Annotated in this window: 19 protein-coding genes; 13 read left to right on the forward strand and 6 right to left on the reverse strand. The window is 64.6% G+C overall.

The window, feature by feature from the left end:
- Window positions 1-94 precede the first annotated feature (94 nt).
- The gene (locus DVB37_RS22600) at window positions 95-697 is read left to right on the forward strand and encodes a YdcF family protein (RefSeq protein WP_120156822.1); all 603 of its coding nucleotides are present in this window, start codon (window positions 95-97) and stop codon (window positions 695-697) included.
- Between the two features lie 45 nt (window positions 698-742).
- Window positions 743-1,786 (forward strand): histone deacetylase family protein, encoded by a 1,044-nt coding sequence (locus tag DVB37_RS22605; RefSeq protein WP_120156823.1) that lies wholly within the window; start codon window positions 743-745, stop codon window positions 1,784-1,786.
- Between the two features lie 21 nt (window positions 1,787-1,807).
- Here the strand turns inward: DVB37_RS22605 and DVB37_RS22610 are convergent, their stop codons facing one another.
- Window positions 1,808-3,142 carry an MFS transporter gene (locus DVB37_RS22610; RefSeq protein WP_046806790.1) on the reverse strand — a complete coding sequence of 445 codons (1,335 nt, stop codon included), beginning with the start codon at window positions 3,140-3,142 and terminating at the stop codon, window positions 1,808-1,810.
- 221 nt (window positions 3,143-3,363) lie between these two features.
- Here DVB37_RS22610 and cyoA point away from each other — a divergent pair, with 221 nt between their 5' ends.
- From cyoA to DVB37_RS22635, 5 genes are all read left to right on the forward strand, one after another.
- Window positions 3,364-4,407 (forward strand): ubiquinol oxidase subunit II, encoded by a 1,044-nt coding sequence (cyoA, locus tag DVB37_RS22615; RefSeq protein ID WP_046806791.1) that lies wholly within the window; start codon window positions 3,364-3,366, stop codon window positions 4,405-4,407.
- Window positions 4,408-4,493: 86 nt separating this feature from the next.
- Window positions 4,494-6,497, forward strand: coding sequence for a cytochrome o ubiquinol oxidase subunit I (cyoB, locus tag DVB37_RS22620; RefSeq protein WP_046806792.1), 2,004 nt, complete (start codon window positions 4,494-4,496; stop codon window positions 6,495-6,497).
- Window positions 6,490-7,131 carry a cytochrome o ubiquinol oxidase subunit III gene (gene cyoC / locus DVB37_RS22625; RefSeq protein ID WP_120156824.1) on the forward strand — a complete coding sequence of 214 codons (642 nt, stop codon included), beginning with the start codon at window positions 6,490-6,492 and terminating at the stop codon, window positions 7,129-7,131. The genes cyoB and cyoC overlap by 8 nt, the downstream gene beginning before the upstream one ends.
- Window positions 7,128-7,547: a cytochrome o ubiquinol oxidase subunit IV gene (cyoD, locus tag DVB37_RS22630; RefSeq protein WP_223264717.1), complete on the forward strand. Its 420-nt coding sequence runs from the start codon at window positions 7,128-7,130 to the stop codon at window positions 7,545-7,547. Before cyoC ends, cyoD begins: the two co-directional genes overlap by 4 nt.
- A complete protein-coding gene (locus tag DVB37_RS22635; protein WP_120156825.1) occupies window positions 7,547-8,326 on the forward strand; it encodes an SURF1 family protein in 780 nt (259 codons plus the stop codon). The genes cyoD and DVB37_RS22635 overlap by 1 nt, the downstream gene beginning before the upstream one ends.
- Window positions 8,327-8,405: 79 nt before the next feature.
- Here the strand turns inward: DVB37_RS22635 and DVB37_RS22640 are convergent, their stop codons facing one another.
- From DVB37_RS22640 to DVB37_RS22650, 3 genes are all read right to left on the reverse strand, one after another.
- Window positions 8,406-10,100, reverse strand: a complete 1,695-nt coding sequence (locus DVB37_RS22640) for a nicotinate phosphoribosyltransferase (protein WP_104142231.1) — start codon at window positions 10,098-10,100, stop codon at window positions 8,406-8,408.
- Between the two features lie 13 nt (window positions 10,101-10,113).
- A complete protein-coding gene (locus DVB37_RS22645; RefSeq protein ID WP_120156826.1) occupies window positions 10,114-11,022 on the reverse strand; it encodes a phosphoribosyltransferase family protein in 909 nt (302 codons plus the stop codon).
- A gap of 116 nt (window positions 11,023-11,138) precedes the next feature.
- Window positions 11,139-11,792, reverse strand: a complete 654-nt coding sequence (locus tag DVB37_RS22650) for an NUDIX domain-containing protein (RefSeq protein ID WP_120156827.1) — start codon at window positions 11,790-11,792, stop codon at window positions 11,139-11,141.
- 267 nt (window positions 11,793-12,059) lie between these two features.
- Between DVB37_RS22650 and DVB37_RS22655 the strand changes: the two genes are divergently transcribed.
- Entirely contained in the window at window positions 12,060-13,166 is a 1,107-nt protein-coding gene (locus tag DVB37_RS22655) for a porin (protein ID WP_046806798.1), read from the forward strand.
- Between the two features lie 173 nt (window positions 13,167-13,339).
- On the opposite strand, the gene DVB37_RS22660 is transcribed toward DVB37_RS22655, so the two are convergent.
- Window positions 13,340-14,038 carry an ankyrin repeat domain-containing protein gene (locus DVB37_RS22660; protein WP_120156828.1) on the reverse strand — a complete coding sequence of 233 codons (699 nt, stop codon included), beginning with the start codon at window positions 14,036-14,038 and terminating at the stop codon, window positions 13,340-13,342.
- A gap of 151 nt (window positions 14,039-14,189) precedes the next feature.
- Here DVB37_RS22660 and DVB37_RS22665 point away from each other — a divergent pair, with 151 nt between their 5' ends.
- Both DVB37_RS22665 and gvpU read left to right on the forward strand, forming a co-directional pair.
- Complete coding sequence (locus tag DVB37_RS22665; RefSeq protein WP_120156829.1) at window positions 14,190-15,518, forward strand: ParB/Srx family N-terminal domain-containing protein; 1,329 nt, start codon at window positions 14,190-14,192, stop codon at window positions 15,516-15,518.
- A gap of 60 nt (window positions 15,519-15,578) precedes the next feature.
- Window positions 15,579-16,019 (forward strand): gas vesicle accessory protein GvpU, encoded by a 441-nt coding sequence (gene gvpU, locus DVB37_RS28565; RefSeq protein WP_185975435.1) that lies wholly within the window; start codon window positions 15,579-15,581, stop codon window positions 16,017-16,019.
- 49 nt (window positions 16,020-16,068) lie between these two features.
- On the opposite strand, the gene DVB37_RS22675 is transcribed toward gvpU, so the two are convergent.
- The gene (locus DVB37_RS22675; RefSeq protein ID WP_046807908.1) at window positions 16,069-16,878 is read right to left on the reverse strand and encodes a hypothetical protein; all 810 of its coding nucleotides are present in this window, start codon (window positions 16,876-16,878) and stop codon (window positions 16,069-16,071) included.
- A gap of 323 nt (window positions 16,879-17,201) precedes the next feature.
- Here DVB37_RS22675 and DVB37_RS22680 point away from each other — a divergent pair, with 323 nt between their 5' ends.
- Genes DVB37_RS22680 through DVB37_RS22690 form a run of 3 tightly spaced genes read left to right on the forward strand, consistent with a single transcriptional unit; the run spans window position 17,202 to window position 24,574 of the window.
- Window positions 17,202-20,036 carry an ATP-binding protein gene (locus tag DVB37_RS22680; protein ID WP_370638731.1) on the forward strand — a complete coding sequence of 945 codons (2,835 nt, stop codon included), beginning with the start codon at window positions 17,202-17,204 and terminating at the stop codon, window positions 20,034-20,036.
- Window positions 20,037-20,038: 2 nt separating this feature from the next.
- Window positions 20,039-21,256, forward strand: a complete 1,218-nt coding sequence (locus DVB37_RS22685; protein WP_104142221.1) for an EAL domain-containing protein — start codon at window positions 20,039-20,041, stop codon at window positions 21,254-21,256.
- A 15-nt stretch (window positions 21,257-21,271) separates the two neighbouring features.
- Window positions 21,272-24,574: a hybrid sensor histidine kinase/response regulator gene (locus DVB37_RS22690; RefSeq protein ID WP_120156831.1), complete on the forward strand. Its 3,303-nt coding sequence runs from the start codon at window positions 21,272-21,274 to the stop codon at window positions 24,572-24,574.
- Window positions 24,575-24,579: the final 5 nt, after the last annotated feature.

The following is a 24,579-nucleotide window of genomic DNA, read 5'->3' on the forward strand; positions in this document are numbered from 1 at the left end:
CACAGCGTCCCGACTCGTGACCTTTCCTCGCGCTGATCGCGGCCATTCGGGCGATAAGCCGGCCGCGGCTTCGGACCGGGCTTCGAAGCCGGCAATGCGCCGCCGCGCCGGCCGCGTGGCCGCCTTATTGCTTGCCGTCGTTCTGCTTGCCACCGTTCTGCTGGCCGCCGCCCTGGCCGCAACCGGCCTGCTTACTGGCCTGCTTACTGGCCTGTCCACCCAAGCCCGCCCCGCCGACGTCGCCATCGTGCTGGGCAACACCGTGCTGCCCAACGGCCAGCCCTCGCCACGGCTTGCGGCCCGACTGGATCGCGCTTATGACTGCTACGCGGCCGAGCAATGCCACACCCTGTTCGTCAGCGGCGGCATAGACCCGGCCGGGGCCGACGAGGCCGCCGTGATGCGCGGCTACCTGTTGGCACGCGGCGTGCCCAGCGACCGCATCGTGACGGACAGCGCGGGCGACAATTCCTGGGCCACCGCGCGCCATGCCGGCGCCTATATGCGCGAACACGGCTATACCCGCGCGCTGGTCGTGACGCAGTATTTCCACGTCCCCCGCACCATGCTGGCCTTGCGCCGCCATGGCGTGGCGGACGTCAGCGGCGGCTATCCGCGCTTCTTCGAATGGCGCGATATTTATTCCCTATTTCGAGAACTGCCGGCCGTGGCGTGGTATGCGCTGCGCCCGCTATAGTGACAACCGCCACCTGTCATTGCCCGCCATTCAAGGACCGACCCCGTGCTGATTTTCCACAACCCCGTCCATGACCAACACGCCGGTCGCCACGAAATGTTCCGGGGCAAGCTGGTGCCCTGCCACGAAACGCCGGCCCGGCTGACCTTTGTGCTGGACGCGCTGCGCCAGCGTGGCATCGGCGAACTGCGTGCGCCGTCCGCGCCCGACATGGACCTGATCAAGCGCGTGCACACGCCGCGCTACGTGGATTTTCTAGCCCGAGCCTGGCAAGACTGGGTGGCGCTGGATCCGGCCAACGCGGACATCGACATCCTGCCTTCCGTCTGGCCGGTGCGCGGCTTTCGCCACGACATCGAACCGACCAATTTCGCCGCCCGCGTCGGGCTGTTTTCGTTTGACAGCGGCTGTCCGTTGACGGCCGGCACCTGGGTGGCGGCCACCGCCGGCGCGGCTTGCGCCATCGACGCCGCGCGCGCCGTCACCCCCGCTGGCGGCCCGCGTGCCGCCATGGCCTTGACGCGCCCGCCCGGCCACCATGCCGGCGCTGATTTCTTCGGCGGTTACTGCTTCCTGAACAACGCCGCACTGGCCGCGCAAGCCCTGCGCGAAGCCGGCGCCGCCCGCGTGGCGATTCTGGATGTGGACTACCACCACGGCAACGGCACGCAAAGCATCTTCTACGAACGCGGCGACGTGTTGACGGTGTCGATCCATGGCGACCCAACCACCGAATACCCCTTCTTTCTGGGCTATGCCGACGAAGCAGGCGAAGGCACGGGCTTTGGGGCCAACCTGAATTTGCCGCTGCCCGCCGGCACCGACTTCGCCACCTGGATGCAAGCGCTGCAACAAGGGCTGGCCGCCGTGCAAGCGTTCAAGGCCGACGCGGTCGTGGTCGCGCTAGGCGTGGACACCTACGAAGGTGATCCGATCTCGACATTCAAGCTGAAAAGCGCGGACTATCTGGCCGTCGGCCAGGCGCTGGCCAGCCTGGGCCTGCCAACCGTTTTCACGATGGAAGGCGGCTATGCCGTGGCCGACGTAGGCATCAACGTGGCGAACGTGCTGGAAGGATTCGGGGGCTGAAAAAAGCCCCCGGCCGAAGGATCAATCCCGCGTTTCCAGCACCTTGTTGATGCGCAATGCCAGCAAGGTGCATGCCGCGCCCGACAACAGGTAGACGCTGACGGCCACCAGGCCGAAGCGGGCCGACAAGCCCAGCGCAACCACCGGCGCGAATGCCGCGCCGACCAGCCACGCCATGTCCGACGTAAGCGCGGCGCCCGTGTAGCGGAAGCGGCGCGTGAAGTTGGCCGTGACGGTGCCGGACGCCTGTCCATACGACAAGCCCAGCAACGCGAAGCCGATCAGGATGAAGGCGTCCTGCCCCACCGGCCCGCCGCCCAGCAGCCACGGTGCGAACAGCGCAAAGATGCCGATCGCCACCGCCAGCATGCCCAGCGTGGTGCGCCGGCCGATGCGGTCGGCCAACCAGCCGGAAGCCACCGTGCCCAGGATGCCCAGCACCGCGCCAAAGATCTGGACAATCAGCACGTCGGTAATCTGTTGCGTGGCACTGATCGCAATCCACGACAGCGGGAACACGGTGACAAGGTGGAACAGCGCATAGCTGGCCAGCGCCGCGAACGCGCCGATGAACAGGTTGTAGCCTTGTGAACGCAGCATCTCGGTAATGCTGATGGGTTCCAGTTCGCCTTCTTCAAGCAGCTGCGTGTATTCCTCGGTGACGACCAGGCGCAGCCGCGCGAACAGCGCCACCACGTTGATGGCGAACGCCACGAAGAACGGATAGCGCCAGCCCCATTCGATGAAGTCGGCCTGCGTCAGCGTGACGTGCAAATACAGGAACAACGCGCTGGCGACCAGGAAGCCGACCGGTGCGCCCAACTGCCCCATCATCGAATACCAGCCACGCCGATTGGGCGGCGCGTTCAACGCCAGCAACGACGGCAACCCATCCCACGAGCCACCGAAGGCCAACCCTTGCAGGCAGCGAAATACGGCAAGCAAGGTGATGGCGTGCGCGCCGATGGTTTCGTAGCTGGGCAGAAACGCCATGCCTACCGTGGCCGTGCCCAACACAAACAGCGCAACCGTCAATTTTGTGGCGCGGCCCCAACGCCGCTGCACCGCCATCGACAGCGCCGTGCCGATGGGCCGCATGATGAACGCAAACGAGAAGATCACGAAGGACCACAGCGTGCCTTCAAGCGGTGCTTCAAACGGGAAGAAGACTCGGGGAAAGACCAGCACGCAAGCGATGCCGAACACGAAAAAATCGAAGTATTCGGATGCGCGCCCCACCACCACGCCGACGGCGATTTCGCCAGGAGCCACCTTGGCATGGCTGGCCCCGCCGGACGGTGCCCCCGGGCCGGGAACGGAAGGGGCATGACCGGGATACTGCGTGGAGGTCGACATGGATGTGCTCACTGTAGGAAGTTCGAAACCGCCTTGTCTACGATCTTGCAACATGCCAGTGCAACGCAACGTTGCTGCCCGCCAAGCCGCGCCCGCATTGGGATAGCGCCCTGCCGCGCACGCCTTGCCGCGCACACTTTTGTTCTTTTTACCCTAGATTTTTCGCGGCTTCCAGCGTAGTGTTGCGTTTACCTCCCACGGTTACGTTTCGAGGTATGGCTATGTTGTCCATCACCAGGCTCCGCGGATTGATCCTGATTACCGCCCTGCCATTGCTCGCTGGATGCAATGCAGTGCTGCTGTCGCCCTCGGGCGATGTCGCGCTTCAACAGCGTAATCTGATCATCATTTCAACCGGCTTGATGCTGCTGATCATCGTGCCGGTGATCTTCCTGACCTTTCTGTTTGCGTGGCGCTATCGGGCCAGCAACAAAGAGGCTCACTACGATCCGGAATGGAACCACTCCACCATGCTGGAGCTTCTGATCTGGGCGGCGCCGCTGCTCATCATCATCGCGCTGGGCGCGTTGACCTGGGTCAGTACCCACCAGCTGGATCCCTACCGCCCGCTTGCCCGCCTGTCCGAAGGCCGCGAGGTGCCCACGGGCACCAAGCCGCTGGTGGTCGAAGTGGTGGCGCTGGACTGGAAGTGGCTGTTCCTGTACCCCGAACAAGGCATCGCCGCCGTCAACGAAATGGCGGCGCCCGTTGACCGCCCCATCCAGTTCAAGATCACCTCGTCGTCGGTGATGAATTCATTCTTCGTGCCCGCGCTGGCCGGCCAGATCTACGCCATGCCCGGCATGCAGACGACCTTGCACGCGGTCATCAACCACCCCGGCGAATACGAAGGGCTGTCGGCCAACTACAGCGGCTCGGGCTTCTCGGGCATGCGCTTCAAGTTCCATGGGCTGGACCAGCAGGGCTTTGACAAGTGGGTGGCCGACACGCGCGCCTCTACCCAGCGGCTGACGCGCGATGCCTACCTGAAGCTTGAGCAGCCCAGCGAACGCAACCCCATCCAACACTACGCCTCGGTCGCACCCGGCCTGTTCGACGCCATTGTGAACCGCTGCGTCGAAGGCAACCGCATGTGCATGAAAGACGCCATGGCCATCGACGCGCAAGGCGGCATGGGCATACCGGGCGCGCTCAACGTCACCACGCTGGACGCGCAAACGCGCGAACGGCTGGGCCTGACCGACACCAAGCCGCGCAAGTATGTGGGCGCCATGTGCACGTCCACCGAAGGGCTGGTGTTGTAGCGGCATGCGCGCGGTCCGCGCCGTCCGCACCGCACATCGGATGACGCAGGGTTTCATGAAATCGTGGTTTTTACGCTGGAATCAAGATGCCTGATCAACCAGACCTCACCAAGCTGATCTTCGGTCGCCTGACCTGGGACGCCATCCCCTACCACGAGCCCATCCTGATCGCCACGTTCTTCATGGTGGCCATCGTGGGCATCGTGGTGCTTGGGTCCATCACCTACTACAAGAAGTGGGGCTACCTGTGGCATGAATGGTTCACCAGCATCGACCACAAGAAAATCGGGATCATGTATGTGATCCTGGGCATCGTCATGCTGCTGCGCGGCTTTGCCGACGCCATCATGATGCGCTTGCAGCAGGCTGTGGCGTTCGGCGATTCCACCGGTTATCTGCCGCCGCACCACTACGACCAGATCTTTACCGCGCACGGCGTGATCATGATTTTCTTCGTGGCCATGCCGCTGGTCACGGGCCTGATGAACTACATCGTGCCGCTACAGATCGGCGCGCGCGACGTGGCTTTTCCGTTCTTGAACAACTTTAGTTTCTGGATGACGACGGGCGGCGTGATCCTGGTGATGATGTCGCTGTTCGTGGGGGAATTCGCGCGCACCGGCTGGCTGGCGTATCCCCCGCTGTCCGGCATCCTGCACAGTCCGGATGTCGGGGTCGATTACTACATATGGGCGTTGCAGATTGCCGGGGTGGGAACCCTGCTATCCGGCGTGAACCTGCTGGTCACCATCGTGAAAATGCGCGCGCCCGGCATGAAGATGATGCGCATGCCCATCTTCACGTGGACCGCGCTGTGCACCAACGTGCTGATCGTGGCGGCCTTCCCCGTGCTGACGGCGGTGCTGGCGCTGCTGTCCATGGACCGCTACGTGGGCACCAACTTTTTCACGGCGGACTTCGGCGGCAACGCCATGATGTACGTGAACCTGATCTGGATCTGGGGCCACCCCGAGGTCTACATCCTGATCCTGCCGGCCTTCGGCATCTTCTCTGAAGTGGTGGCCACGTTCTGCCGCAAGCGCCTGTTCGGCTATGCGTCCATGGTGTACGCCACCGTCGTGATCACGGTGCTGTCGTACCTGGTTTGGCTGCACCACTTCTTCACCATGGGGTCCGGGGCCAGCGTGAATTCGTTCTTCGGGATCACCACCATGATCATCTCGATCCCGACCGGGGCCAAGATCTTCAACTGGCTGTTCACCATGTATCGCGGCCGCATCCGCTTCGAAGTCCCCATGCTGTGGACGCTGGGCTTCATGGTCACCTTCGTGATCGGCGGCATGACGGGCGTGCTGCTGGCGGTGCCGCCCGCCGACTTCGCCCTGCACAACAGCCTGTTCCTGATCGCGCACTTTCATAACGTGATCATCGGCGGCGTGCTGTTCGGCTTGATGGCCGGCATCACCTACTGGTTCCCGAAAGCCTTCGGCTACAAGCTGGACCCGTTCTGGGGCAAGTGCTCGTTCTGGTTCTGGCTGGTGGGCTTCTACGTAGCCTTCATGCCGCTGTATGTGCTGGGCCTGATGGGGGTGACGCGCCGCGTGAATCACTTTGAAGACATGTCGCTGCAAATCTGGTTTCAGATCGCGGCGGTCGGCGCCTTGCTGATTGCCTGCGGCATCGCCAGCTTCATCATCCAGCTGATCGTCAGCTATCGCCGCCGCGACCAGCTGCGCGACTTCACCGGCGACCCCTGGGACGGCCGCACGCTGGAATGGTCCACGTCGTCGCCGCCGCCGCAATACAACTTTGCCTTCACACCGCGCGTGCATGACCTGGACGCCTGGTGGCAGATGAAACAGCACGGCTACGAACGGCCGCAGCAAGGCTTCATCCCCATCCACATGCCCAAGAACACCTGGGCCGGCATCGTGCTGGCGGGCATCAGCGTGGTGATGGGCTTTGCGCTGATCTGGCACATGTGGCCGCTGGCCGTGCTGTCTTTCGTGGCGCTGATCCTGGTGTCCATCATTCATACCTTCAACTACAAGCGCGACTACTACGTGCCGGCCGATGAGGTCGTGCGCGAAGAGGCCGCCCGCACGAGGTTGTTAGCGAATCATGTCTGATACCTTGGCCCCCACCCTGCCAGGCGGCGCCGCGCCGCCGCAAGAGCCCGTGTTCTACGTGCCGGGCGAACATCATCCCAAGAACGGCACGCTGCTTGGGTTCTGGGTCTACCTGATGAGCGATTGCCTCATCTTCGCGTGCCTGTTCGCCACGTACGGCGTGCTGGGGCGCAGCTACGCGGCGGGGCCATCCGGCGCCGACCTGTTCGACCTGCCGCTGGTGGCGGTGAACACCTCGCTGCTGCTGTTGTCGTCCATTACCTACGGCTTTGCCATGCTGGAGATGCGGCGCAACCGCATCGGCGCCACGCAGCTGTGGCTGGCGGTGACGGGCCTGCTTGGGCTGGGCTTTCTGTCGCTGGAAATCTACGAATTCGCGCACCTGATCCACCAGGGCGCGGGGCCGCAGCGCAGCGCCTTCCTGTCGGCGTTCTTCACGCTGGTGGGCACGCACGGGCTGCACGTCACGTTCGGCATCGTGTGGCTGGTGACGATGATGATCCAGGTGCGGATGCATGGCCTGATCCCCGAGAACCGCCGCCGCCTGATGTGCCTGTCGATGTTCTGGCACTTCCTGGACCTGATCTGGGTGGGCGTGTTCACCTTCGTGTACCTGATGGGAGTGCTGCCATGACGACGTCGCACATGGACAACCTGGCTGATCGTGGGCTGCATGGCCACGGCGGCGGCCATGACCACCACGACGACGATGACGGCGCCGGCCATGGCACGCTGAAAAGCTATGTCACCGGCTTCATCCTGGCGGCCATCCTGACCGCCATTCCGTTCTGGCTGGTCATGAACCGCGTGTTTCCCAGTTCGCGCACGACGGCGCTGGTGATCCTGGCGTTTGCCGTGGTGCAGATCGTGGTCCACATCATCTACTTCCTGCACATGGACACCAAGTCCGAAAGCGGCTGGAACATGTTGGCGTTAATATTCACGCTGGTGCTGGTCGTAATCACGCTCAGCGGATCAATCTGGATCATGTATCACTTGAACTCCAATATGATGCCCATGTCCACACACGACATGCGGAATATGCCCTGATGGCAGCAGTAAAAGACACCACTATCCGCGACACCCCCCGTAAACCGCGCAGCAAAACCACCCTGGTCATCCTGGGCGTGGTTGCTGCCGGCCTGTTCGCCGGCCTTTGCGCGCTGGGCACCTGGCAGGTGCACCGGCTGGCCTGGAAACAAGCGCTGATCTCGCAGGTGAAGCAGCGCGCGCACGCGCCCACCGCCCCCGCGCCGGGCAAGCAGGAATGGCGCGGCCTGACGTCAAGCAATGCCGAATACCGCCACGTCACCGCCACCGGCACGTATCAGTACGACCGCCAGACGCTGGTGCAGGCCGCCACCGAACTGGGCAGCGGCTACTGGGTCATGACGCCCTTGCAAATGGCCGATGGCGGCACGGTGCTGGTCAATCGCGGGTTTGTGCTGCCGCAATGGCGCAAGACAGAAGGCGCCAACCCGCCGCCGCCCGCCGAAGGCCGCGTGACGGGCCTGCTGCGCATGGGCGAACCCGGCAGCGGCTTTTTGCGCAACAACGATCCGGCCGCCAACCTCTGGTATTCGCGTGACCTGCCCGCCATTGCCGCCGCGCGCGGCCTGACGGATGTGGCGCCCTACTTCATCGATGCCGACGCAGCGTCCAGCCCGGGGCGCGATCCGGCCAAGGCCCCCGTCGGCGGGCTGACCGTGCTGGAATTTCCGAACAACCATCTCGTCTATGCCATTACCTGGTACGCGCTGGCGCTGATGATCATCGTGGGCGTGGTGATTTTCGTGCGTGAAGACAAGCGCGCGCGGGCCAAGGCCTGACGAACGACTCTTCAGGCAATAAAAAAGCCGCACTGCCCGAATCGGGCGTGCGGCTTTTTTCATGGGCGACGCTATCGGATCAGCGCGAGGCCCACGCAATGCTGCCGGCTTCCGGGCATACCCACGACGTTTGCAGCCGCTGCCGGATCTGGGCCAGGTCCTGTTCCACCAGCAGCTGGCCGTCGCGAAACACCGGCACCAGCGCACCGCCCGCCGCTTGTTCAGGCGTCTGCTGGTCGTGCAGTTCATAACCCGTGGCGGTCTCGTCCACGCGCAGCAGGCCCTTGGCCGAACGCTTCACGCCGGAATCCGTGACCGGGTCCTTGACCAGTTCCTCGGGTTCGCCGTTCACTTCGGCGTACGTGGCTTTCAGTGCCCAGCCGAAGGTGTCGCGCGTCAGGTACTGGTACGTGTACGAGCCGATGCCCAGCACCACGTTGCCGGAGGCGTAGCCCTTCTTTTCCAGGCGCACAAGAATGTCGCGGCCGCGTGCCAGCGTGATCGAGTCGCCGTAGATCAGGCCAACGTGTGGGTCCAGCAGCTTGTAGCCACGGTCCGTCACCACACCACCGAAAATGTCCCACAGGCACTGCACCGCGCCCTTGACCTCGGCTTCGCGCAGCGGCTGGACGGCGCGGGCGTCATCGTCCAGCAGCCAGTACTTGCCGGTGGCGGCGTCGCGCACCGCCTCGAAGCCTTCGCGCCGCGCGGCGGCCAGCGCCGTCGCATCCTGGACGGCCGGCACGTCGGTGCAGAAATAGCCCGTCAGGATCTTCACCGGGTCGCCGGAATCCGGGCGGAACACCACCTTGGCATTGCCGTACGGGTCGGGCGTGCGCGCCAGGATTTCCGACTTGAGCGCAGCGGCGAAATCGGTCACCACCTGCCAGAAGTCCCAGGTGTCGGACACCACCGACACGATGCCGCCGGGATACACCTGGGTGACCAGGCGGCGGATGGTTTCGATCTCGCCTTCCTTGCTGCCCAGGCACATCACCGAGTGTTCCGTCGCCGGCACCGACCCACCGACCAGTTCCCGATCGGAATCCGCGCCGTAGATGTCTTCCAGGTAGTCGATGGCGGGAATCGTGTCCGTGCCGGTGAACGACAGCAAGTGGCCCGCGCCGCTCTTGCGTGCGTCGTACAAGCCGGACATGCCGCGCATGGAAAAGTCGTGCCCCTGCCAGTTCACGAAGTCCATGGGGCTGCCCGTGGTGCGCGCGAAATAGGTCAGCAGCTTGCGGTATTCAAAGGCAATGGTGGCCACCGTGGACGGCTTCCACGATTCGCAGCTGAACAGGGTTTCGATGTAGGTGACCAGCCACGCAAAGTCGGGGTGCGTGTTGATGAAGGTAACGGGCGGCACGCGGATGTCGACGCGGGCGCCTTCGGGCACCGAGCGGATCTCCAGCGGCAGGTAGCCCAGTTCATACAGCGCTTGCAGGTGGTCGACGGTGACGGCGCCCTTGCCCAGCGCATTGTCCACGCGGCGTTGGTATTGGCGCACCGCGCTGCCGGCCGGCTTGCCGAAGAATTCGCGGTTGAACAGGTCGATCAAGATTTCCTTGATAAAGCCTTGCAGGCCGAACCAGACGATCTTGTCGTCGAACAATTCGGGCAGCACCGGCGCCAGCCGCGCCGAGCGTGGCGTGAAGTTGGCCAGGATCTTGTTGGTGCCCTTGGGGTACTGGAAGGGGTGGCCAGTCTTGTAGAAATCCGCTTGCAGGAAGGGGTTGATGCCGTTCTTGGCGATCAGGGTGTCGGGAGCATTCATGGCAGTTTCCTACTTAGTTCACAAGCGCGGGGATGGCGCACGCCTGGGGGTTGGGCGCCAAAGACGGCGATGCAGGCGTTGGGCGGTCCGGGCCTACGCAGACCGGGGCGCCGTCGCCATCGGTCAACGTCCAGTCGTAGGCGGTGAACACGCCGGCATAGCGTTCATTCAAAGCCGTCAAGCCATGGCTGAAGATGCCATGCGTGACGTACAGGTAAAGCGGCTGGCGCGTCTTGTCGGCAAGCGCCAACGCCAGTTCCAGAAAGGTGCGGCCGCCGTCGCAGATGTCGTCCACCACCAGGATGGGCTGGTCGGGAACGTCGTCGGGCACGCGGGTTTCGGTGATGCGGCCCGTTTGCGGGTCGCGCACCTTTTCGGCGTAGCGCACGTCGGCCACGCCCAGCTTCTTGGCCAGGGCCTGCACCCGCTTGCGGGCGCCGGCGTCGGGCGCCATCAACGTCACGCCCTTGGCAAAGGCCGGTGCCGCCAGCGTCCGGCCGACAAACGCGGCGGCGTCCACCACGCGCACCCGCTGCAACAGCGCGGGGGTAACGTCGCTGTGCGGTTCGGTGATGGTGACGGTGGCGTATTGCTGGTCGTTGATCAGCTTGCAGAAGACGGCCGCGCCCAGGGCCTCGCCCGGATTGCACACCCGGTCTTGCCGGGCATAGGGCACGTAAGGCATGTCCAGATGCACCGGCACGGCGGGATTCAGGCGGCGCAAGGCGTCGGTCAGCATCAGCAGCTGCATGACGTCATTGGCGGACTTGAGCAGCGCGTGGATACGGAACTCGGTGGCGGCCTCGGCCGCCGCGCGCAAGCCGGCGGGCACCGTGACCTGGCTTTCGCCGCCGGGAAACACGAACGCGGTCGGCGTTTCGGTTTGGCGTTGTCCTTCTACTACGGCAGTGATGGTGAACATGATCGGCCCTTAGTGGCGTTTCAAAACTAAGTGAGGCAAGTATATGCGCGCTTATTGTTATCTTGCAACTATGTCGTTGAAAGTCCGCGTTGTGTGGCGGGTGTTGGCGTGCAGGGTCATCCGACTGTGCGGTCGAACAGGGCGAAGTCTTTCAGGCGGTACAGGCGCGCGGGGCGCTGCGCCCCGGTGACGAAATCGCCCGTGGGTTCCAGTACACCCCAGGCGTCCATCTTCCTGCGGAAGTTCGATTTTTCCAGCCGGGTCTGCAAGATGGCTTCGTAGGTGTGCTGGAGTTCGGTCAGGGTGAAGCGTTCCGGCAGCAGGAAGAACGGCAAGGTCGAGTAGCTGGATTTGCCGCGCAGGCGGGCCACGGCGGCGGCCACGATGGCGGCGTGGTCGAACGCCAGCGAGGGCAACGCGTCCACGCTGACAAAGCGCAGGCCCTGCCCCGCCGCCGCTTCCAGTTCGGCCACCGGCACCAAGGCCACGTATGACACGGACAAGGACCACTGGCGGGGGTCACGCTGGGGGCCTGAGAACACCTGTAGCTGTTCCAGGTAACGCGGTTCAAAGCCGGTTTTTTCGCGCAGGACCCGGCGGATGCTCGCTTCGGTGCTGTCGTCTTCGTCCGCATGCACCACGCCGCCCGGCAGCGCCATGGCGCCCTTGAAGGGCGCGCGGTCGCGCTGGTGCAGGGCAATTTCAAGGCCGCCGGCCCGCAAGGTCAGCAGGACGGCGTCAACGGTCACAAGGGGCTGTGGATAGTCCACGGGGCAGTTTCCAGATCAAGGCTTCGGGGCAAGATGCCACTATGACGGCGCGCGGTCAATCGGCGGGCGACATAGGCGCCAGCATCAGGCCGCAGTATGAGCCGCCAGCAGGGCCGCCCGATTAGACGAAATAGCCGGAACATCCCAGGCAATCAAAGGTAAATAGCGTAAATGTTCTACACTTGCGCCCGGGAACACCGCTGGGTTTGATGCCTGGCGTGGTGTTCCCTTTGTTTTTTCCCCTCAAAAATCCCAGGAGATTCCCGGATGAAAAAGACGCTGCTCGCCGCTGCGATGCTGACCGCTTTCACAGGCATTGCACAGGCAGAACCGTCAGTCACCCTCTATGGTGTCATCGACACCGGCATTGGCTACAACAAGATCAAGGGCGACGGCTACAGCGGTAGCAAGCTTGGCATGATCAACGGCATCCAGGCCGGCTCCCGTTGGGGCGTGCGCGGATCCGAAGATCTGGGCGACGGCCTGCGCGCCGTGTTCAAGCTGGAAAGCGGCTTTGATTCCGCCAATGGCCAACGCGGTCAGTCCGGCCGCCTGTTCGGCCGCCAAGCCACCATCGGCCTGGCCAACGACGCCTGGGGCCAGCTGGACTTCGGCCGCCAAGCCACGATCGGCTCGAACTACCTGGCCGACATCGACCCCTTCTACACCAGCTACACCCAGTCGAACCTGGGCCTGGGTTTCAGCGCGGCCAACACCATGCGCTGGGACAACATGGTCATGTACCGCACCCCGTCGGTGAACGGCTTTGAATTCGGCATCGGCTATTCGTTCAACGCTGACGACACCACCGCCGACCAGACCGGTTTCCGCACCGCCGACAACACGCGCGGCATCACGGCCGGCCTGCGCTACGTGCAGGGCCCGCTGAACGTGGCGCTGACGTACGACCAGTTGAACGGCTCGAACCGTGGCAACATCGACAGCAACGCCACGCCGCGCCAATACGCGTTGGGCGTGTCGTACGACCTGGAAGTGGTGAAGCTGGCCGCCGCCTATGGCCGCACCACCGACGGCTGGTTCGTCGGCCAGGACCTGCCGGCCGACACCCCGTTCAGCGATGAATTCGGCACCAACCGCTTCGTCAACGGCTTCAAGGCCAACGCCTACATGCTGGGCGCGACCGTGCCGGTGGGCGGCGCCAGCAGCGTGTTTGCCTCGTGGCAGCACGTGGCCCCGTCCAACGACAAGCTGACCGGCGGCGACGCCAACATGAACGTGTACAGCGTGGGCTACACCTACGACCTGTCCAAGCGCACCAACCTGTATGCCTATGGTTCGTACGGCACGGACTACGCGTTCATCGACGGCCTGAAGAGCACGGCCGCCGGCGTGGGCGTGCGCCATCAGTTCTAAGGCACGCATGGCGCGGCCGGGCGACAGGCGATAGCGCGATAGCGCGATAACACGCCAGTTCGCCAGCCCGATAAAAAGCGGGGCGCGTCCGATGGGACGCGCCCCGCTTTTTGCTTTGGCCTGGCAGGCGCTGCCTGCGTTTCGCCTGCCGCGCCCCCCGGCGCTTCATCCGCCTATCGCGCCCCCGCGCGTTCCAACTGGGCAATGATTTCAGCCTGCCCTTTCTGACGCGCGTGCCGCAACGGCGTCACGCCCTCCCGATCCGCCAGGTTCACGTCGGCGCCCGCCCCGATCAGCATGGCCACGATCGCCTGATGCCGGGGGCCGCCGTCACCCAGAATGATGGCTTCCAGCAGGCCCGTCCATCCCAGCCGATTGACGTGATCGGGCTTGGCGCCCGCTTGTAGCAGCGTCCTGACCACTTCCACATGGCCGCGTTCGCAGGCGGGAATCAACGCGGTGCCGCCGTAGCGGTTGGTGCTTTGCAAGTCCGCGCCGTGGCGCAAAGTCAGTTCAAGAATTTCCCGATAGCCTTGCGCGCCCGCCAGCAGGTAGGCGCTGTCCTGCATGCCGTTTTGCGCGTTCACGTCCGCGCCGGCTTCGATCAGCACGCGCGCCGCCTCCACGTGGTTGCCCTGCGTGGCGCGCAGCAACGCCGTGTTGCCTTGCGCGTCGCGCCCGTCCGGCGGCACGCCTTGGTCCAGCAATTCCCGCACGCGCGCTGCCTGGCCCAAGGCGGCGGCCTCGCGCAATTGCGCCGTCGGGTCCACTGCGGCGCGCGCCTCGCCGCTGGCCGCGCCGATTGCCCCAACGGCGCCCAACGTGCTTAGCGCCAATACGAAACAGGCCCGCCAGTGTTTGATCGTTGCCATTGCCGGTATCCTCCCGTCTGAATCGAGGACCGATTATGGACAAGCCCCTGGCGAATGGGAAATCGATGGCGTGTCATGGCCGGTGCAATACGGGGGAAACACGCCGCCGTCATGATTGGATACCTTTAGATCGCCGCAATACGGCCCGCCCATGACCCTCGACTTCGCTTCCCGCCTGCCCCTGAAACCTCTTGCGCGCCTGCTGGCCGTGGCATTGCTGCCGCTGGCCCTGGCCGCCTGCAACGGCAGCGACGACAACGACGACGCGCCCGCCTCGCCCATCGTCAGCGCGCCGCCCGCTGTCGACCCGGCGCCCGTCGTCGACCCCACCCCGGACCCCGACGTCCCCGCGCGCAACACCGCCTACCTGAACGCCAAGGCCGGCGACGTCATCCAGGTCACCATCGACGCCCTGCGCCCTACGCAGGCTGCCATCGGCTACGACCAGATCTACTACAAGCTGGGCCGTTGGCAAGGCGACTTCAACCGCTCGTGGGCCGGCGACGACGCCCGCCAGCTGGACTACCTGGATCGCACCGTCGGCAAAAAGTTCGACGACTACTGCGAGGACATGGGCGGTGTGGAACGCGCCGAAAAATTTGCCGACCTGGCTGCGGCCCGCGCCGCGCGGCTGGATCAGCCCGCCACTTTCGCGTGCCAGGACGCGCCGGGCACGCATCCGGAAAACCTGAAAACCGTGGTGGTGGGCTGGGACGGCAACCTGTACCTGACCGACGGCCATCACACGTTCTCGTCATTGCGCGAGATATTCGATGGCGGCCCGAAGCTGCCGGTCTGGGTCAAGGTGGATGCCAACTACAGCAGCCTGCCGACCGCCGCCGCATTCTGGCAACGCATGGTCGACGAACGCCGGGCGTGGCTGCGCGATGGCCAGAACCAGCCCATCACCGTCGACCAATTACCCAGCCGCCTGGGTCTGGCCAGCGCCGACGAAGCCGGCGGCATGCAGGAAGACCGCTATCGCTCGCTGGTGTACTTCACCCGCGACATCGCCTACCAGAACGGCAACCTGCCCGAGTTCGCGGAATTTCTGTGGGGCGACTGGCTGCGTCGCCAGGTAGCGGCCGGGCAACTGCCAGCCTTGGAGCAATACAAGATGGCCGCGCCCGCCACGCCCGCGCAGATCCTGGCGGTCAGCACGCTGAGTTCGACGCTGGTTCCCGGCGGCGCCAACGACAGCTATGCCGCCGCCGTTCGCGACGCCTCGTTGAAAATGGGCGCGCTGGCCGACACCGATATTGTGTTCGACGACCGGCAAGCGCAGACGCTGGGGCGCATCCCCTTGGCCGCCAACGTGGCCGCGGGCGTCTCCATCAAGAGCCAACGCGACACGCTGGAAGAACTGCCGCGCGTAGACGTCAAGACCGACGGCTCGCCGCGCAACGCCGGCAAGCTGTGGTTTGCGGTGAATTACCGCAATTGCGGCAAACCGGCGGCCGGCACGTGCTGGGGCTGGTAGGCTTTTTTTGCGCGATTCGAGTATCTTGTGCGTCTTCTACGACCTTTCCGAGACCCCGTTATGTCCAACGAGCCCACCACCAGCGCCAACACGGCCCCCCACGCCGACGCCTTCCTGCAATTTTTGGTCAACCTGGTCAACAACGGCGGCCAGCTTGAAAGCATTGGTGTGACGCTGCAAATGGGCGGCATGCTGGTGTCGGGGTCCATTGTGTCGGGCGCGGAATATTTCGACCGGTTCGCCGCCAGCTTCACGGGTTCGCTCGACATGCTGGATGCCGACGCCCGTGATGCGGTGCACCGGTCGCTGGCTGAACTGGGGGATGTGTTCCGCGTGCCGCAGCCGGCCGACCCGCTGCCCAACTACATCCACCTGACCGACGCGCTGTTCTTCACGGCCGACGGCACGCCCATTGCAGGGCAGCCCACGCTGTGGCGCGGCCGGACGAGTTCGGTGGATGGGTTTATCCTGGGCCGCCTGCAATCCGAAACCGGCAACTAAGCTAGCGACTCAGCTAGCAACTGAGCTAGCAACTCAGCTGACAACTACGTTAGCTTTCCGCCACGCCGGCGAAGCGCGTGGTGGATGCATTGAATGAGCGCCACGCGTTGCTGTCGGCGTCTAGCCAGATGCCCAGGCATTCGGCGCTGAGCGGGGCGGATAAGGCCGCCCCGCGAAACAGAAGATCGCTGTGCAGGCGCATCCACGCAAAGTCGCGAATGTCTTCCACGCCACCGGCCACCACTTGCAGGTTGGCGCACCAGGCGCGCTCCATCAGGGTGAAGAAGCGGCCCTGCAAGGTGCGGTTTTCGGACAGGCCCAGCGGCACCTGCACATGCAGGCCGTCGGCGCGCAAGGCGCCATGGCCGGTGTCCTTGCCGCGCAAGACGGCGGGAAGCAATCGCGCGCGCAACCGCGCCTGGAATTCCGGATACCGCGACAGCACATCGGCGTGGTCCGACAGGCGGTCCGTCAATGGCAGGGTGAAGGTGATGCGCTTTGCCGGCATCAAGAGGGGCGCGGCATCGTCGTAGCGCGCGTACTTGTTGACCCAGATGGCGTTTTCCAGCACGCCAATGCCCAACTCGGAGCACAGGCGCTCGGCCAGATCGCCATGGCCACGCACATCAAGCGCGTGTTCGAATGACAATTCGATTGGGGTTTTGAATTTCTTGAAGAACGCCACGCCGGCCATCAGGCTGGCGCCCAGGCCCACGGGGTTCAGGCTGCTCCAGGGTGACGGCCGGCAACGGCCCATCACTGCGTATTCGTGGACTTGCCCCTGTGCCGTGAACACAGGCTGGAAGCGCAGCACGACGGACTCTTCGGACAGAGCCCAGGAACGGGCGTCGTCTTTCATGGCAAGACCCGAACGATGGGGTGCGCGGGGGGGCAGAGCCGGGTCAATATCATGCTGTTCTCGATTAACGTCTAAGCGCCGTGCTGAGGCATGCCGCCGGTGTGAAAATGCGCCGGTAGGCAGCTTCTTGGCGAAGTCGGAATCCCACAGATAGTGCCCAACGCTGCCGGGTAAAAGAACAAGAAATTTCTCAAATTCCGGGATTGCGCGGCGCATACCAAAGGGCCTTTTGCTTGGGCCCTTTTCTTCCCCCTTTCTTCCCTTTTTTTTGCGCCCCCACTTTGAGATTCTTCTTATTCACTGGGTAAGCAGGTGTTTCTACCATGCGTCAAATGCTGGTAGAAGACCATGGCGCTCCCGCCCTAGAACCCCTTGCCGCGCCGCGCGCCGCCTCGCTGTTACTGCACTTTCTTGCAGTGGCGCTGCTCGTCTGTATCGCGGCGGGCGCTACCCTGTACCTGTACTGGGCGTTCAGCAACGTGGTGTCCAACTACCGGCGCCACATGAACGCCGCCGCCTACGAAGCCCAGCATTTTTTCGACCAGCGCGAATCCCTGCTGCGCTCGATATCCGCGTCGGCGGTGCGCAACACCAACCAAGAACCCATCAGCAAGACCCCGTCGCATTTCGGCAAGACGGGGCAGATCGAAGTGCTGCCGCTTCAAGAAGGCCCGGACGCCTACGATTGGGCGCTGGTCCTGACCCCGCGCGACCTGCGCCGCGTGGCACAGGCCAACACGCGCATCGTCTACAGCGCGGTGCGCCACGCCAGCACGGTGCCCATCGCCTCGCACGACCAGCCGGGCACGCCGGCCATTCCCGCGTCCATCCAGCAGTGGCTGGCGCTGACGCTGGCCGACGTGCAGACCCGTGCGCCCACCAACGGCCTGCCGCCCATCGTCTGGCTGCATCCGCCGCAGGACACGGTCAAGCGCCTGTTCCTGTTCACGCCGCTTGATGCGGTACACCCCGAGGCCGCCTGGATCGGCCTGGAAGTCCATGGCGTGGATTCGGCCGTGAACGCGCCGCGCATCGGCGCGGGCGACTACGTGCTGTTCGACGAACTGAGCCGGCCGGTGCTGCGCAGTGCTGGCGCGGGCGCCACCAGCCAGGCCTTGCCGCATACCACCCGCGAAGATGCCTTCGGCCTGCAAGGCCAGGGCTGGCTGCCCGAATACCTGGTGCTGAGCAAATCCGTGGGCGATGACGGGTGGCGCCTGGTTTATTACGCCCCCATGCGCCACGTGCTGCGCGACAACGCGATAGCCTTTCAGACGGCGGCCATTGCCTCGCTGCTGCTGATCATTACCGTGATCCTGCGCGTGCGCTATATCCGCCGGCGCCTGGTGCTGCCCGCGTTGCGCCAATACGAAGCCCTGGCCGATAGCGTGTCGCTTAACCGCAAGCTGATCGAAGTGGCGCCGGTGGGGCTATGCCTGCTGCGGCGTTCGGATCGCGCGGTGGTGTTGTCCAACGACATGGCGCGCCGCTGGTTCCAGGGCACACCGGGCTGGCGCACCGAAATCCTGTCCGCGCAGGGCGATGAAGCCGGCCGCGAACATCGGCTGAACGATGGCCGCACCGCCTATCTCAGCTTTGCGCCCACCACGTACCGGGGCGAAGCGGTGGTGCTGTGCGGCATCAGCGACATTTCTGCGTTAAAGCGCATTGAACATTCCTTGCTGCAAGCCAAGCGCGACGCCGAAGCCGCCAACCAGGCCAAGACGGTCTTCCTGACCACGATGAGCCACGAAATCCGCACCCCGCTCTACGGCATTCTTGGCACGCTGGAACTGTTTTCATTGACTCGCGTCAGTGGCCAGCAGGCGCAGTACCTGGAAACCATCCAGCAATCGTCGGCCACGCTGCTGCGTACCATCAACGACACGCTGGACCTTTCCCGCATCGAGGCTGGCCACACTGTGCTGGAACGCGCGCCTTTTTCCCCCGTTGAACTCTTGAACAACGTCGTGGCCAGCTTCGCGGCGCGCGCGCATGCCAAGGGCGTGCGCAGCTATGCCGTGGCCGACCCGGACACCCCCGCCGCCGTCATCGGCGATGCCACGCGCATTCGCCAGATTCTCGACAATCTTGCCAATAATGCGATCAAGTTCACGGATTCCGGGCAAATCGTCCTGCGCCTGAAGGTCAACAGCCGCACCCGCGACAGCGTCGACCTGTGCTTTCAGATCGCCGACACCGGCGCGGGCATCGCCCCCGAACACCAGGCGCGGCTGTTCGAACCCTACTACCAGGTGGACGCCGACAACTGCGTCACGTTGCCGGGCACGGGGCTGGGCCTGTCCATCTGCCGCAGCCTGTCGGACATGATGAACGGCCGCCTTAACGCCGTCAGCGAACCCGGCCTGGGCACCAGCATTACCTTTGAAATCCGGCTGCCGCTTGCCCCCGAGGCGCTGGACGCCCCGTCGCTCGAGCTCGCGGGCACGCTGGTCTACGTCCAGGGCGCCGTACCCGAAATCGTTCATAACCTCTGCGACTGGCTGCGCCGCTGGGGCGCGGTCGGCCTGCCCTACCCCGCCGGCGGCGTCACGTCGGGCGAGCCAGCAGTGCTGGTGCAAGCGTGGCCGCACGCGCAAAAGATCGGTAACTGGATCGGGCCGCAGGTCATTTTGCACCCGCCCGGCCTGCGCCCCCGCGTGGAAGACAGCCACCGCAACTGGTTCGCCAGCGCCTACAGCCTGGGCAGCTTCAACCATGCGGTGCGTCTGGCGCAAGGCGGCGCGGCGCGCAGCACCGCTTTCGATCCCAAGGCGCCGCTTGAAGTCCTGGGCCTGCGGATACTGGTCACGGAAGACAACCCCATCAGCCAATTGATCCTGCGCGAACAACTTGAGCACATGGGTTGCACGGTGGTGCTGGCCGGCAACGGCCAGGAAGCGCTGAACCTGCCCGACCTGATGACGTTTGACGCCGTCCTGACTGACTTGAACATGCCGCTGGTCGACGGCTACGAGCTAACCCGCATTCTGCGCAAGCGCGGCTTTGACAAGCCCGTGCTTGGGGTCACGGCCAACGCGTTTCCCGACGAGCAGCGTCGCGGCATCAATGCCGGCATGACCAGCCTGCTGGTCAAGCCGCTGCCGCTGACGGTCCTGCGCCAAACGCTGCAATCGGTTAAAGAACTCCGGAGTTGACGATGTTATCCGTGTACAAGGTCTTGGTCCTGGACGACCATGCTTTCCAATGCGCGCAAATGCGTGGCCTGTTCCTTGAGGCCGGCTTCGACCATGTGGACATGGCGAATTCGGCGCAAGAGGCCCTGGAGAAATTTCGGACGCATTCTTACCAGCTGGTGTTGATGGACCTGAACATGCCCGGCATGGATGGCGTGCAGTTCATCCATGAGCTGGCTCGCCTGCAATGCAACCCGATGCTGGCCATCACCACCGCCTGCTCGCGCCGCATCATGAACAGCGTCAGCCTGATGGCCAAGGAAAAGGGCCTGTCGGTGATTGCCGCCTATACCAAGCCCGTCACGCGCGAACACGCGCTGGCCTTGGCCAAGCGGCTGCGCAACCCGCAACAGGGCGGCGTAGCGTCGCCCACGCTGTGCGCGCCACCCGCCCCGCTATTCGACCGGCGCACGCTGGAAAAGGCCTTGGCTGCCGGCCAGATCCAGGCGTGGTTCCAGCCCAAGAAAGCGCTGGCCACCGGCAACATCGTCGGCGCCGAGGCGCTGGCCCGATGGCATCACCAGGAATTCGGCTTCATGCTGCCCGCGTCATTCCTGGGCGCGGTGCGGCATCACGGCCTGGACCACGCCCTGCTTATCCGGATGCTGGACGACGCCTTGACGGCCTATATCGGATGGCGAGACCAGGGCTTCCGAATGCCGGTTTCCGTCAATTTGCCTACCCGGCTGCTGGACGAACCGGACTTGCCCGACCAGCTTTACAATCTGGTCGCGGATCGGGGTGTGCCGTTCGAAGACGTGACGTTCGAACTGCTGGAAGACGAAACCACCTCGATCCCGGGCCACTACTATATGGGCGCCAGCCGGTTGCGCCTGAAAGGTTTCGGTCTGGCGCAGGATGACTTCGGCAAAGGCTACAACTCGATGTACACCTTGATTTCCACGCCGTTCACCGAACTGAAGATCGACCGCGCCTTTGTCAACGGCGCCGCACAAGACCATGTGCGGGCCGCCGCCTTGCTCTCTTCGGTGCAATTGGGCCGCCAATTAGGCCTGCAAGTCACCGCCGAAGGCGTCGAAAGCACGAAAGACCTGGAGTTTTTACGCGAAATCGGCTGTGATTTCGCCCAAGGCTTCCTGATATCCGCCGCCGTCAACGCCCATGACTTCACCGATCTGCTGGCGGACGAGCCCAGGCCGTATGCCACTCACCCGCTTTAGGACTCTTACCCGCGTATGCAGGAAACGCCGTTTAGCAGGATTGCACGCACTTCACGACGGCTGAATATCGCGCTGTTCGGCATCCTGCCCATTGCCCTTATCTTGATCGGCGCCCTGCTGTGGGGCGCCCAGCGCATCATCAAGCAGGAAGAAGACCGCCTCTTGATGGATTTCGCCGTGCTGGTGGGCTACATCCACGAACAAGAGCTGTTCCTGAAGCAGTTCAGCAAAGAAAGCCAACGGCTGGATGGCCGGCCGCCGGTCGACAACACCGAGTTGTCCACGCCCCTGGATTCCACCCGACCGGGCATGCGCGTCTATCGCGGCCAGCACGCGCTGGTCGCCATGCCCTTTTCGCTGTTTTGCGCCTATCCCGCCGAATGCCCGGTGGCCGACAGCCCCGTGCCCGCGGCGGCGGGCTACTTCGCGGACTTCTACAGCACGTTCTGGGCCAACTCGTACTTTCCGGCCGCCGCGGCGTTTCTCGTCAACCGCACCGACAGCGTGGGCGTCGCCGTGCCCGCCATCAACGTCAAGCCGGGCTACGGCGAACCGCTGGTCGAAGACACCCTGCTGCTGGTCAACGACGCCGTCCGCACGCAGCTTGCCAAGGGCGGGGACGACCAGGCATCCGCAACCTTGAACGCGCCGGCCTCCGGCGTGGGCACGGCACACGCCGAAATTCGCTGGTTTCCGCCGGCCGGGCTGCCTGATCGCATGGTGGGCATCATGCCGGCGGGGCTGACCGGTTCGGCCTGGGCCAACCGCGCGGGCGGGGAGCCCGACCTGTATGTGGCCACCCTGTTCAGCCGCCGCCGCATCAACATCTACGATCGCGCGCTGCCGTCTATCCAATACGACGGTTTCTGGCTGTCGCATCGGGACATCGGCCTGATGATCGGCGACGGCCCGGTGCCCAACGTCGAGCACAGCGGCCTGCGCGCCACGGCGGGCGGGCTGATCCTGCAAGTGTCGGACCCGACCGGCATCTGGACGGCGCGCTACCGCGTCACCTACCGCAATTTCTTCGAAGACAACCTGTGGCTGCCCGTCAGCGCCGCGCTGATGTTGCTGTTGAGCCTGGCGGGCGGCATCGGTTATCAGCGCTGGTACACGCGGCGCGTGATCGAGCCTGCGCAAAGCGCCCACCGCGACATCGCCGAAAGCGAGGAATTCAACCGCACGCTGATCCAGACGGCGCCCATCGCCCTATGCGTGCTGGCGCGCGCCAATGGCGACGTGCTGTTCGCCAACAGCCTGGCGCTGGAATGGCTGGGCGCGGCCACTGGCCAGGGCCTGCGCGATTCGCCCGCCGCCCGCCCCTTGCTGGACCAGGTGCTCAACGCGTCCCAGCCCGGCAATATCGAAACCTTTCACGCCGACGACGGCCGGCCGCTGTACGTGGCCTATTCGCCCACGCGCTACAAAAAGCAGGACGTGGTGCTGTGCGCCTTTGCGGACATCAGCGCGCGAGCGGAAATCGAACGCGCGCTGGCGCAGGCCAAACGCGACGCCGACAAGGCCAGCGAAGCCAAATCCACCTTTCTTGCCACCATGAGCCACGAGATCCGCACGCCGCTGTATGGCGTGCTGGGCACGTTGGAACTGATGGGCATGACCGAGCTGAACGCCGAGCAGCGCCAGCACCTTGAGCGCATCCAGAATTCGTCGGTGATCCTGTTGCAGCTGATCAGCGACATCCTGGACATCACCAAGATCGAATCCGGCCAGTTGGCGCTGGAATCCACCCTGTTCCGCCCGCGTGAACTGGTGGAAAGCTGCACTCGGTCATTTGCGGCACTGGCCCGCCAGAAAGGGCTGCTGCTGTTTGCCAGCGTGGACGATTCGGTGGCGCCCTGGGTCACCGGCGACCCGGTGCGCATCCGGCAGATCCTCAGCAACCTGCTCAGCAACGCCATCAAATTCACCGAATCAGGCCATGTCATCGTGCGCTTGCGCGGCGCCGAGCGTGCCGACGGCGCACAAGTGCTGACGCTGCAAGTGGTGGACACCGGCATCGGCATCGACAAGGAAGACCAGGCCCAGCTTTTCAGCCCCTTCTACCAGATCGACAGCGCCAGCCACACCGTGCGCGGCGCGGGCATCGGGCTGTCAATCTGTGCGCGCCTGGCCAAGCTGATGGACAGCGATATCCGCCTGACCAGCGAACTGGGCCTGGGCAGCAGCTTCTCGCTGGACCTGGCCCTACAGCCGGCCGACGGCCCACCCATCGACGAACCCGACCTGCACGGCATCCGCGTCGTGGTGCGCAGCCCGCATCGCGAACTAAGCGACAACGTCTGCCAATGGCTGACCCGCTGGGGCGCGGCCGCCCAGCCCGCGCCGACGCCTTTGGGCCCCGGCGAGGCCGACGACGTGCTGCTCGACATCCTGGGCGACTCGGAAGCGCCCCCCGCCAACTGGATCGGCCATTTCCTGTCGGCCGGCGACCCGCGCGAATCCGCGACGGGCATGCCGGTGCAGGTTGACGGGCACGACCTGGACAGCATCGGCTTCGGCATTTCGCGCTTGTTGCGCGGCGACCCGCCGGTGCCGGCCGAATCCCCCGCCAACGCGCCGCTGGAGCCCCTGAACCTGCGCGTGCTGGTCGCAGAGGACAACCCTATCAACCAAGCCACCTTGCGCCATCAGCTGGAGCAGCTGGGTTGCACCGTGACCGTGGCGGGCAACGGCGCCGAAGCGCTGTCGATGTGGAACATGGCGTATTACGACGTGCTGCTGACCGACGTCAACATGCCCAAAATGAACGGCTACGAGCTGACGGGCGAACTGCGCACGCGCGGCTTTGCGCAGCCCATCATCGGCGTCACCGCCAACGCGATGCGCGATGAAGAAGCGCGTTGCATGGCCGCGGGCATGAATTCGTGGCTGGTCAAACCCATTGAACTGAGCGCGCTGCGCCGCCATCTGGGCGGCATCACGCCGGTGCAACCGGACACCGACGCCCCCGCGCCCCCGCCCCCGCCCTCGCCCGTCGACGCCCCCGAAGCCCCTGCCCCCGCCGACGCCTTGCCCCCCGAACCGCTGGTGCCCGCCAAGTACCGCCGCCTGTTCCTGGACACCATGGACAGCGACCTGAACAATCTGGACCAGGCCATTGCCCGCCGCGACGTGCCCGCCGCGTTGCAGACCATGCACCGGATGCGTGGCGCGTTGGTGATGGTCAAAATGACAACACTGTCATCGGATTTTCAAGCCATCGAAGTCAAGCTCAGGCGCGACGGCGGTGACGACGCCGTGTTCCAGGAAACGGTCAAGCTGACACAAGCGCTCAGGATCCTGCTGGCTCAAGTCTGAGTCTT

Origin of the sequence: Achromobacter sp. B7 (genome assembly GCF_003600685.1) — a bacterium.
Taxonomy (GTDB): domain Bacteria; phylum Pseudomonadota; class Gammaproteobacteria; order Burkholderiales; family Burkholderiaceae_B; genus Achromobacter; species Achromobacter spanius_B.